The following is a 10,946-nucleotide window of genomic DNA, read 5'->3' on the forward strand; positions in this document are numbered from 1 at the left end:
GCATGTATTCCGACCTTCCTGCCGGTGTGACGGTGACTCTCGACGGATCTCTGCGCATCGTCACCTTCAACCGCCCCGAGAAGAAGAACGCCATCAACGGCGCAATGCATACGGCACTTGCGGAGATATGGTTGAGACTGGAGGATGACCTCGACGCCCGTTGCGTGATGATTCAGGCGGAGGGCGAAACATTTACTGCGGGCGGTGATTTCGATTGGTTCAAGTCACAGATGCAGAATCCCGCCGAGCGTGCGACTGCACTACGCGAAGGGTATCGCATCTTCGATCGGATGTTGAGCTGCCGGCTGCCCGTCGTGACTGCCATTCAAGGGGGTGCCGTGGGACTCGGCGCGAGCCTCGGCATCCTTTCGGACGTCGTCGTGATGAGCGAGGATGCCTTCTACCGCGATACCCATGTTGCGCTTGGGATGTCCGCTGGCGACGGCGGGGTAGCGTGGCCAATGTCGGTCGGGATGCAGATCGCCAAGGAGTACGTTCTGCTGGGCGATCGGCTGTCCGCAGCGGAGGCCTACCGGCTCGGGATGGTCAACAAAGTGGTTCCGCGTGACGAATTGCGCAAGACCGCTCGCAATTATGCGGAGAGATTGGCGAAGCTGCCGGTGACGGCAGCACAGTCGACGAAGCGGGCATTCAACCTGCAGTACGAGCAGCAGTTGCGGTCCATCGTCGAGTACACGTTGGCGTGGGAGCGACTCTCCCTGGTCGACCCGGAGTTCATCAAGAAGATCGACTCGATGTAGGTGTTCTTCACTTCAGCAAGGTCGCGAAGGGTGCCCCGAGGTGGGTGTCGAGCGAAGACCGCAGCGATTCCCGTTATCTTTTAGAAGGTCTTTGAAGTTGAGGGCCGCGGTCGCCAGACCCGGTATGACTTCTTGTCCCCTGTCATCAATGCTCTGGCGTGCTTTCGCCGCATCTATGGACCGCTGATAAACCTGCGATCAGTTTAAGTGTCAAGCCGTCACCGGTTGCGGTGTGCCTGCACTGGCAGCAACGCCCTCGACTCGTCGTAGGTCTGGCTGGTCTGTAGACGTTCGTCGAGCTGGCCCAGGAGCCGGTTGAAGTCGTTGCGCAGCGTCGCGGCGTGCCGGTCACCGTGCGGCGCCGGTCGAAGTGATCCTTTGATCGGGCCCAGGTCTCGGGATGGCGGCGAACGCGCACAAAACCCACCGCGGCGAGCCTGGTGTTCTTCACATGGCGATGAGTGATCGGGATACACCGACCCGGGGCCCTGGTAGCGGGTGCGGGCGCTGCAAAAGATTTGAGCCGGCGCACGTCGGCAAACCGGCGGCGGTCGTCGCCGATCTCTGCCAAGACTCTGGCGCCGGTCGCCTCACCCAGACCGGGGAAGCTGGTGATGACCGCGTAGTCAGGATGATTCCGAATCGTCGTCCTCAACTGCGCGGGAATATTCGCCAATGCAGTAATGAGAGAGTCGCGCAACGATTCTGACCGTTTGGCGGCGGTGACGGGCAACACAATGGTGTACCTGCTGGCTCGCTCGACCAGGGTGCCGATCGCGGAACGGTTGTGCCGTCCGATGATGTAGGGGTCGGACCGGGGCGCGGTGCCAGGATCACTCCCAGCCCGTTTCCCCGGCCCGCCCTCCGCACCGGACGTGCGACTCTCATCGCATCCGGCGCTCCACGGACTACCACTGTCAGGCAGGGACCGAAACCCCCGCGCTGGTCCACGGTGTGGGGATATTGCTCGCCCGCCACCGATACCGAGTAATCGGAACGGTGGTGGTATCGAACATGATGATCCCGTTCTCTTGCGGACGATTACCTGGCCTGCCGGTCAGGAAACGCCGATAGAGATCCGCCCACGTGATCCGTTTGTGCCGTTTGAGCAGCCATTGGGTAACCCGATGCCAGGCAAAGGAATCGAGGTATCCGAAGGTCGCTTTCGACACACCGTGACGGAAATACGCACACCATCCTCGAAGCACCGGATTAAGGCGTCCGAGGAGATCAGCAAGTCCATGATGACGTGCCTTCTTCGTCAGCGCCCGCACCTTCGCCATGATCGAAAGCAACGCCTTCTTCGACGGATAGGTGTAGACACTCATCTTGTTGGTTCCCTTTTTGCGCCGCCGCTGGATACGGAACCCCAAAAAGTCGAACCCCTCGTCCAGGTGACACACTCGGGTCTTTTCCACGGATAGCCGCAACCCCAGCGGGGCAATGACATCCGCGACTTCGTCCCACAATGCGTCCGCGTGCGCTTTGGTTCCGGCCACCATGATCGCGAAATCGTCTGCGTAACGCACGATCCGATAGGTGGCCCCGCCACGTTTGCGGTGTGCATCTCGCCGCTGGGATGTCAGATGGGCATCCCATTTCGCACAGAAATGTGCGTCCAACACCGTCAGAGCGATGTTGGCAAGCAGCGGCGAAAGTATGCCGCCCTGGGGTGTTCCGGTAACGGATTCCCTGACCGTTCCGTCGCCGGACATGATGCCCGCCTTCAGGAATGCCTTGATCAAGGTCAGAACACGTTTGTCGACGATCCGCGTACGTACCCGCTCCATGATCGCAGAGTGGGCCAGTTCGTCGAAACACGCCGCAATATCCGCCTCGAAGACCCAATGATAAGTCCGGGTCCCCAAAGCATGTATCTCGGCGATCGCGTCCTGAGCGCGACGTCTGGGGCGGAAACCGTAGCTGACCGGCTTGAAATCCGCCTCGAAGATCGGCTCCAACACCAACAACAACGACGCTTGCACTGTGCGGTCCATCGCCGTGGGGATACCGAGTCGCCTGAGTTTGCTGCTCCCCGGCTTAGGAATGAGTATCTCCCGCACCGGAAGTGGAGCAAATGTTCGAGACTTCAGATCGACTCGAACCTGACTCAGGAAAGCCACCGTCTCGGCGTCCCCCGTAATGGACGCAGGTGACAGCCGATCTACACCGGCTGACCGCGCGCCCTTGTTGCCCCGCACCCGGTCCCACGCGACGGTGAGAAAATCCGGGTGGTGAACGAGGTTGAACACATCATCAAAGAGACGGTCGGGATCATCGACCGCCCAGTGGTGCAGCTTGCGTTGCATCTGCCGTACCCGCCATGCCGCCCGATCGGGATCGGGCCATGACAGCTCACCAGTATTCACCAGTGCCTCCGTTCGTGTTTCGTTCGCTGCATCAATTCCGCTGGGGCCCTTCGCCATGTACGAGGCTTTCCCTCGCTCGGACTACTACGGCCCCTCCGCCCCACCACGAGGCCATCGACAGACGACGCGTCAACCCGATCCGCTGACCTCTGGAAAAGGTCAGCGTTCGGGAGCCTCATGGCGGTTCCCACGTTCACTGCTAACCGCTCGAGGAGTGAGGTGCCCAGCTATGCCCCTGCGATATCGCCACGGCTACGCCGCAGGCATTCACCGTGGCCTCCAGCGGCAGCGACCTAAACCGCAACCAGAGTTCCCAACACCGAAACGCGAGTGGTGTTGGTGCGCATCGCAGACCAGCCCGAATCCACCGGGTTAGAGCTGGCGGGAGACTTGAGAGGCGTTAGAACACTGGTTTCTCTCGTACACCTTCTCCTCATGCTTGCCGGACCCAGACCATCCGGTAGTGCTGGCCTGTCCCGTCGTTGTCGGGGCTGCTTGCCGTCCTCACCGGCGTCTCCCGGTTCAGACTGCCCCCAGCTTCGCTATGCTGCTGCGACAGCACAACGGCGCAGGTCTTTCACCTCCGCTCGGTTACACAGCGCCTCGTGGCGCACCAAATCACCTTCCCACGCACCGGCTTTCGAGCGGTCGGTCGGCGCGAAAGGACGGTCGCTGATCATCAACACGTTCCCGGAGAATCGCGATCGGCGCCGCGGCATCAGCCGTGAGGGTTTACGTCGATCACGTTTCGTGCGCAGCATCCGGCAACTACCACGATCGAGGGAACCTCCCCGCCAGTCGTAGAGGTCGCGGTAGATCGTCTCGTGTGTCACCCGCATCGCCGGCTGGTTCGGGTGTTCCGTTGCCAGGTGCCAGCTGATCTGCGCTGGACTCCACCGCTGTTCCAGCAGGCTTTGAATCGTCTGCCGCAAAACAGCATTGGCGGCAATCTTACTCGGACGTTCGCGGGATCGCCGGTTCCGGGCTGGCCGGTGCGCGTGAAACGGCCGATACCCGCTAGCCTTCGTGGCGTTGCGGCGCAATTCTCGGGTCACGGTCGAGGTCGACCTACCCCATCGCTGTGGCGATCTGCAGGATACCGGCCCCGGTTTTGCGCAAGTCCGCGGTCTGGACGCGTTCGTCCTCGGACAGAAACCGGGCTGAGATCACCGATTCCCGGACTTCGACGATCGGCGGGTAATAGCGCCGTGCGCCCGACGGATCACGCGCGTAATGGCCGTTTCACCAGGTGCTGCCGGTTTTGCGGCCGATCCCGAGTTGCCGGCAGATTTCCGAGTTGTTCAGCCCCTGCCTCGTCAATTGGATGTAGCGGGCGCGTTCGGCTGTTTTCCCGGCTGCGCCGGGCATCTTCTGCGAGATCCGCGCTGACGACAACATAACTCCTGAAAATACTCAGGTGTTGCGACGACTGTTAGACCTTGCCCCGTCACGATGGTCTCGACTCAAGCTGTCATAAACACCAGCCCGCCGAAAAGCGGTGACGATCCCGGGACTTGGTCAATCGCGCACCCTGTGCAGGTGTCGGTGCGATAGCGGGTATCGCGCGGGCGTCCGCCATGGCGAGGTTTGTATGACCGGTGCCGGCGAATCGCTGAGGAAGCCCGGGCAATACTCGCGCGGAAGTGCACGCAATTCTTGGGTTGCCTTAGTGCGCCGCCAGATCGCGTTCTGGGCAGCGCGGGGGAGCACCGTGATCGTCCGCATGAGATCGCTGTCGAGGGGCAGCGATCTCATGCGGGGCGTCGATTCGCATGACGTTACCAGCGTCATCGCGTCCATATGGTCGAACTTCTTGCGTGCCATCGAGTGTCGATCGAGGTAGCGGGCCACGGCCATGGGGTTGATCGCATGGACCACCCGTGCTGCCCCCCGCAGCGCCGCGACCTACTATTTACGCGAGGTTTCAATCGCCACCGGGATCAGATCACCGGCATGTCACCAGCCTCGGTCAGTAACTCCCGTAGCTCAATCCGAGCGCATCCAGTGTGCCCTCCAGTCATTTTGTCATCTCACAGTCGACGCCGTTGCGCCGCGAGTGACGGTCCAGTTCTACATGCGGGGTGGAGCGGTTCAGTGAAATTTGAACAGGCACGTTGCTCCGTTGCAGGAGAGGGGTGACCTACAGACGGCCTATCACAGATCGGGCCACGACCTCTTTCATGATCTCCGTCGTACCGGCATAGATGGTTTCGACTCGGGAGTCGATGAACGCTCGGCCGATCGGGTACTCCAGCATGTAGCCGTAACCGCCGTGGAGCTGAACGCACTTGTCCACGACCTTGACCCGGAGCTCGGTGCACCACCACTTGGCCATCGCCGCGGCGCTCTCATCGAGACCGCCATCCATCAACAACTCCACGCAACGGTCCACGAACACGCGCGCGATCTGGATCTCCGTGGCCAATTCGCTCAGCACGAAACGGGTGTTTTGCAGCGCGGCGAGCGGGGCCCCGAACGCTTTTCGGTCGCGACAGTAGTCGACTGTCCACGACAGATACTGTTCTGCGTGGTTCACGGCCCCGGCCGCGGTTGCGACTCGCTCGGTCACGAGAAAGCGCTTCAGATAGCTGAATCCCTGGCCCTCTTCTCCGAGGACATTAGATGCTGGCACGACGACATCGGAGAAGTTGAGTTCGGCTGTGTCCTGGGCGTGCAGGCCGACCTTGTCGAGGTTGCGACCTCGTTCGAAACCGGCCATGTTTCGTTCGACAGCCAGGAGCGTGAATGAGCGTGGATCGTCGCTGTCGGCGTCTTTTGCCGCGACCACGACCACATCCGCGTTGATCCCGTTGGAGATGAAGGTCTTCGACCCGTTAAGCACAAGACCTTGGTCGGTCCGTCGGTAGGACGTACGTATTCCGGCCATGTCAGATCCAGTGCCAGGCTCGGTGATCGCCACGGCGAGGACGATCTCGCCAGAGCAGATGCCCGGGATCCAGCGGCCCTTCTGCTCGTCGCTACCTAGTTCCAGGATGTACGGCAGCACCACCTCGTTCTGCATCGCGAACGACACCGCTACCGAGGCGTGGCCACAGCGTGCCATTTCCTCCTGGACGATCATATGAAATCGGGGGTCATCGGTACCTCCGCCGCCGAGTTCCTCGGGAGCGCTGAGGCCGAGAATGCCGGCCTTCCCGGCGGCCAACCACATCGAGCGTTCGATGATGCCGGAAGCTTCCCACCCCTCCACATGGGGAACGATCTCGTTTTGGATGAAGCTGCGGACGGTGCCGCGGAAGTCCTCGTGGTCGTGCTCGTAGATCGAGCGGGAAAGCATTGGCATGATCAACCCCTTTGCGACATTAACTGACGAATTCCGTCATGTTAACCTATCCTCGCAGGTTGGCATACTTTAGCCAGCTGGGACATCTTATGAGGTTGTTCAGGTACCTATGGCGGCTGAGGTTCGGAAGAATTGCCGGACTTGGAATCAGCGAAATACTAGACGGTCAGCGACACGTAATCTATGGTGAATAAGTGACCTGACGCACGCAGGGCTAGATTCGCGGGTCAACCCGTGAGATAGGGCGGCCGGGTTGTCCATCTCCGGTATCCGAATCGGCATGACGGAATGCAACGCGCTCCGGTACTCGAGGTGTAGTGACACCCAGATCCGTCTCAGAACCCCTTTTCACGTTGACGTCAAAGATATCGCAAATATATAAGGAGAAACGCCGGTGAGTGAAGCACTCGAGGATATTCGTCAGATCTGCAACGAGATCATCAAGCGGATCGATCGTCGGCATGTCGCTGACGCTGGAAGGGCGAACGAAGTTCCTCAGAAACTCTGGGACGCATGGGTTGAGACGGGTCTCCTGGGTATCGGTCTGCCCGAGGAGTACGGCGGGATCGGTGGGGATCTGTCGGATCTCGTTCACGCCATCGATTGGCAGGCGTCCGCTGGGCTGAACCTTCAGTCGGCGATCCCCAATTTCATGTCACGCATCCCCGTGGTGAAGTACGGGACGGACGAGCAGCGCAAGTCCATCCTCCCCGCGACGGCCACGGGGGAATCACGCTTCTCCTTCGCCATTACCGAGGCCGATGCCGGGTCCAACACGTTCAAGATTCGAACGAGTGCCATCAAGCAGGATGACGGAACATACAAGCTTTCGGGTTCGAAGTACTACATCACCGGGTTCCTCGAGTCCGAGTGGTGCCTCGTCGTTGCGCGGACCACACCCTACGACCCCGAGAACAGGACCGAGGGGATCAGCGTCTTCCTCGTGCGTCCCAACTCGCCAGGCATCTCCGCGTCACCGATGGACATAGGCATCCACAAAGCGGAGAAGCAATACTCCATCTTGTTCGAAGACGTAGTCCTCCCGGCCGACAGCCTGCTCGGGCCGGATGGTGAAGGCTTGAAGGTCATGTTCGACTGCTTAAACCCGGAGCGCCTCATTGTCGGCGCAACCAACATCGGGTCGGCCGATTACGTCTTGAAGAAGGCTTCGGAATATGCCTCCACCAGGGCACCGTTCGACGTCCCGATCGGCTCTTATCAGGCCGTCCAGCACCCACTCGCCGCAGCGAAGGCGAGCACGGAGGCAGCGCGCTGCTACCTGTACAAAACCGCTGAAGCATTCGATCGCGGTGAGAAGGTCGGTATCGAAGCGAGCATGACGAAGTATCTCGCCAGCACGGCAGTGAGCCAGGCGACTAACGCATCAGCGAACGTGTATGGCGGCAGCTTCGCGGACATGGAGACGGACATCATCGGGTTCTTTCTGCAGGCAAAGCTGTCTGAGCTGGGACCGGTTAACAACAACATCGTGCTGAGTCAGATCGCCCAGAAAATGCTCGGACTGCCGAGGGGATACTGATGGCCTTGGTCACCGCCAATGCGAGCGACCTGAATTGGGCAGATGTTTCGGAGGGCCAGCCGATCGCGGGGTTCGCTCTGCCCATCACCGCCAAGACACTCGTCTTGGCGGTCATGGGCACCCGGGACGTCATGCCCTATCATCACAACCAGGCCTTCTGCCACCGTCTGGGCATCCGTGATGCCTTCGTGAACACCGCGTATCTCCAGGCGCTGTTGAGTCGATGTGCCACCGACTGGAGTGGTCCGCGGGCAGTGCTGACGAGTATGAGCTTGAATATGAAGGACCAGCTGTGTCTGGGGGATGTTGCTCGGGTGCACGGATCCGTGGTGCGGACATGGGCAGAGGAAGACAAGCGCAAGGCCGAGATCGATATCAAGGTGGCGACCGATCAGGGGCGGGAGGTCGCGGGAGCGCGGATGGTTCTCAACCTGGTAGCCGACGACGTAGCCCCTGTCCCGCAAATCATGTCGGTCAGCCCGCCGTCGGTGGAACTGGACAGCGAGATGCCCGAAGCGATGCGCACGAGGTTGGACGAGCGGGTAGTTCGGCACGCACCCTTCCCGGTGAGTGAAGCTCAGATCGGCTACTGGTGCGATATGGTCCGCGACGCACACCCGGCGTATCAGCGAACTGATGGATCAGGTGCCCACGTAATAGCGCCGGCGGCGTCCATGTCGATCTGGAACCTGAGCAGAGCCGGACAGCTTGGGGTGACGGCATCGGCCCCAGATATCGATGTCCCCGATCAGAGGGCGTGGCCGAATGCCGTCGACTCGGACTGGCCATTCGAGTGGCGCGCACCGGGCGCGCGCGAAGTGATCGTCCAGCGCCGGCACGCCGAATTCGGCGCAGTTGTCCGGCCGGGTGACCTGATTCGCTCCACTGCTCAGTTGCTCAACTGCTCGAGTCGCCGGCGGACCAAGCTCGGTGACGGTTACTTCGTGTCCCGTTACGAGGTTTATCAAAACCAGAACGACGAGGTCATCGGCTCGACCACGATGTCACTCTTCCAGTACGGGATCGGAGATGGGGATGAATAAGTCGGTGTCCTTGCCTGGTTTGGTCAGACAGAGAGCGGAGAGCATGGGCGACGATGTCGCCTTGTCGGTGGTTGAGCACGAAAGTCGATATACGTGGTCCGACCTACACCTGCGTTCGACTGCGTGGAGCGCGATGCTCGCCCGGCTGGGGGTCGGCACTGGCGACGTGGTGGCCACTATGCTGAGCGTGGGTGATCAAGCTGCTGTCTCGTGGATAGGAACGGCCGGGCTCGGCGCTCTGGAGGCTCCGCTGAACCATGCGTTCAAAGGCGACTGGCTCCGCCGAGTGTTGTCGACGATCGATCCAAGGGCGATAGTTATTGACGAACGCTTCTGCGCCGCCTGGGAGCCCCTTCTCAAAGAGCTGACCGTCCCCGTCCTCGTCGCTGGGGGAGCGGGCCGGCCGGGCTTTCTTTCTGCGTCGGAACTGCTCGCCGAGTCGACCCGGACCGTTCCGATGATCGACGGGGGTCTGGGCGATCCGGCGTGTGTGATCCTGACGTCGGGAACAACGGGGCGGTCGAAGGGGGTAGTGGTTCCCTGGGGTCGATGTGCCGGAACCCTACCGGTGGCGGAGGCACTCGACCCCGATGGCAATGGGACTTATTACAACCCTTTCCCTACTTTTCATTGGTCCGCCCGGGGCCCCGTGTACCGTGCGGCGGCGCGCGGAACCTCACTGGTCACCAGGGAAGGCTTTAAGACCTCGGCGTGGCTCCACGACGTGCGACGCTTCGGTTGCACCGACACGTTGCTCATCGGCGCAATGATGAGCTTCCTGATGTCCTCTTCACCACTTCCGGATGATGCAGACAATCCGATCAGAGCGTGCATTGGCGGCCCGGTCCCTCCATTCATCGAAGACTTCGCTGCACGGTTCGGCATCGATCGGGTCGTCGCGACGTACGGCATGTCTGAGATCGTGAACGTCTTCCTCACTCCGCCTGGAACATCGGTCACCGCGCAGACCTACCAGTCATGTGGCAAAGAAGCAGGATTCCCCGTCCGTATCGTGCGCGACGACGACACGTTGGTGGCAGACAATGAAATCGGAGAGCTCCAGGTGGGCGGCGACAAGGCTGCACTGAACCTCGGATACCTCAATGATCCCGATGCGACAGCGCAGGCCTGGACAAAGGACGGTTGGTTCAAAACCGGCGATCTCTTCCGGCGTGATGCCGACGGCTACTACTACTTCGTAGATCGCCTCAAGGACGCTCTTCGACGACGGGGAGAGAACATCTCATCGACCGAGGTGGAAGAGATGGCGCTGAAGCATCCAGCAGTCGCCGAATGCGCCATTGTAGCAGTGCCTTCGGAGTGGTCTGAGGACGAGGTCATGATCTTCGTGGTTCTAGCAGAGGGTGCCACTGTCTCGGCCGAGGAGCTGACGGACTTCATGGCGGAGCATGTGCCAGCCTTTGCAGTACCACGATTCGTCGAGTTCCTGAACAAGCTGCCGAAGACCCCTTCGCTGAAGATTCAGAAGTCGGTGCTGAGGTCTCGCGGACGAAGCACGGAGACGTGGGATCGGTCTCAAGATTCAACTCGCAGCACGATCAACCAGTAGCCCGCGCTGCTCCTCGGACGAAGTCCGCACTACGCCGGGGGCTCGGGAGCCTGTGCTCTTCCGCTTGCACTGGATGTCACTCGCGTCGTGGTCGGAAACGTAGCGCCGTTGCCCCACTACAGGTTTCGGACGAACAGCGCCGCCTTCGCTGACTGGCACGTTCGGCGCGAACGGCAGCTCGTGCCCTACTTTTCGGTAACCTTCTCGTCAGCTAATGCGTTGCAGCCTGCTGCAACGCGTTAGCAGTATTGGTGCGGGCTACAAAGGTAAACGCGAATGACGAAAGTAGGAGCCATGCCGGACGAGTCCACTCCCAAGCGGGGACGCCCACGCGACGCTGACATCGATAATCGCCTGAT

The 10,946-nt window shown here is 60.8% G+C and carries 7 protein-coding genes; 4 read left to right on the plus strand and 3 right to left on the minus strand.

What is annotated here, in order from left to right; all coding sequences use genetic code 11:
• Positions 1–2: 2 nt before the first annotated feature.
• Positions 3–761, plus strand: coding sequence for an enoyl-CoA hydratase/isomerase family protein (locus FEZ60_RS31750; protein ID WP_242484965.1), 759 nt, complete (start codon positions 3–5; stop codon positions 759–761).
• A gap of 917 nt (positions 762–1,678) precedes the next feature.
• On the opposite strand, the gene ltrA is transcribed toward FEZ60_RS31750, so the two are convergent.
• From ltrA to FEZ60_RS31780, 3 genes are all read right to left on the minus strand, one after another.
• Positions 1,679–3,130: a group II intron reverse transcriptase/maturase gene (gene ltrA, locus FEZ60_RS31760; RefSeq protein WP_033237240.1), complete on the minus strand. Its 1,452-nt coding sequence runs from the start codon at positions 3,128–3,130 to the stop codon at positions 1,679–1,681.
• A 1,242-nt stretch (positions 3,131–4,372) separates the two neighbouring features.
• On the minus strand, positions 4,373–4,528 hold the full coding sequence (locus FEZ60_RS31770; protein WP_172937903.1) for a helix-turn-helix domain-containing protein: 156 nt from the start codon (positions 4,526–4,528) through the stop codon (positions 4,373–4,375).
• A 742-nt stretch (positions 4,529–5,270) separates the two neighbouring features.
• Positions 5,271–6,434 carry an acyl-CoA dehydrogenase family protein gene (locus tag FEZ60_RS31780; protein ID WP_242484960.1) on the minus strand — a complete coding sequence of 388 codons (1,164 nt, stop codon included), beginning with the start codon at positions 6,432–6,434 and terminating at the stop codon, positions 5,271–5,273.
• A 394-nt stretch (positions 6,435–6,828) separates the two neighbouring features.
• Between FEZ60_RS31780 and FEZ60_RS33235 the strand changes: the two genes are divergently transcribed.
• Genes FEZ60_RS33235 through FEZ60_RS31795 form a run of 3 tightly spaced genes read left to right on the plus strand, consistent with a single transcriptional unit; the run spans position 6,829 to position 10,587 of the window.
• Positions 6,829–7,974, plus strand: a complete 1,146-nt coding sequence (locus FEZ60_RS33235) for an acyl-CoA dehydrogenase family protein (RefSeq protein WP_172937905.1) — start codon at positions 6,829–6,831, stop codon at positions 7,972–7,974.
• Positions 7,974–9,017: a hypothetical protein gene (locus FEZ60_RS31790; RefSeq protein ID WP_172937906.1), complete on the plus strand. Its 1,044-nt coding sequence runs from the start codon at positions 7,974–7,976 to the stop codon at positions 9,015–9,017. Before FEZ60_RS33235 ends, FEZ60_RS31790 begins: the two co-directional genes overlap by 1 nt.
• The gene (locus FEZ60_RS31795; RefSeq protein ID WP_275942487.1) at positions 9,010–10,587 is read left to right on the plus strand and encodes an AMP-binding protein; all 1,578 of its coding nucleotides are present in this window, start codon (positions 9,010–9,012) and stop codon (positions 10,585–10,587) included. Before FEZ60_RS31790 ends, FEZ60_RS31795 begins: the two co-directional genes overlap by 8 nt.
• The last annotated feature ends 359 nt before the right edge of the window (positions 10,588–10,946 follow it).

The organism is Rhodococcus sp. MS16, from assembly GCF_013277795.1.
Taxonomy (GTDB): Bacteria; Actinomycetota; Actinomycetes; order Mycobacteriales; family Mycobacteriaceae; genus Rhodococcus_F; species Rhodococcus_F globerula.

Coding starts and splice junctions, on each gene's coding strand:
- FEZ60_RS31790 (WP_172937906.1), top strand. CDS start 7,974: ATGGCCTTGGTCACCGCCAATGCGAGCGACCTGAATTGGGCAGATGTT.
- FEZ60_RS31750 (WP_242484965.1), top strand. CDS start 3: ATGTATTCCGACCTTCCTGCCGGTGTGACGGTGACTCTCGACGGATCT.
- FEZ60_RS31795 (WP_275942487.1), top strand. CDS start 9,010: ATGAATAAGTCGGTGTCCTTGCCTGGTTTGGTCAGACAGAGAGCGGAG.
- FEZ60_RS31780 (WP_242484960.1), bottom strand. CDS start 6,434: ATGCCAATGCTTTCCCGCTCGATCTACGAGCACGACCACGAGGACTTC.
- FEZ60_RS31770 (WP_172937903.1), bottom strand. CDS start 4,528: ATGTTGTCGTCAGCGCGGATCTCGCAGAAGATGCCCGGCGCAGCCGGG.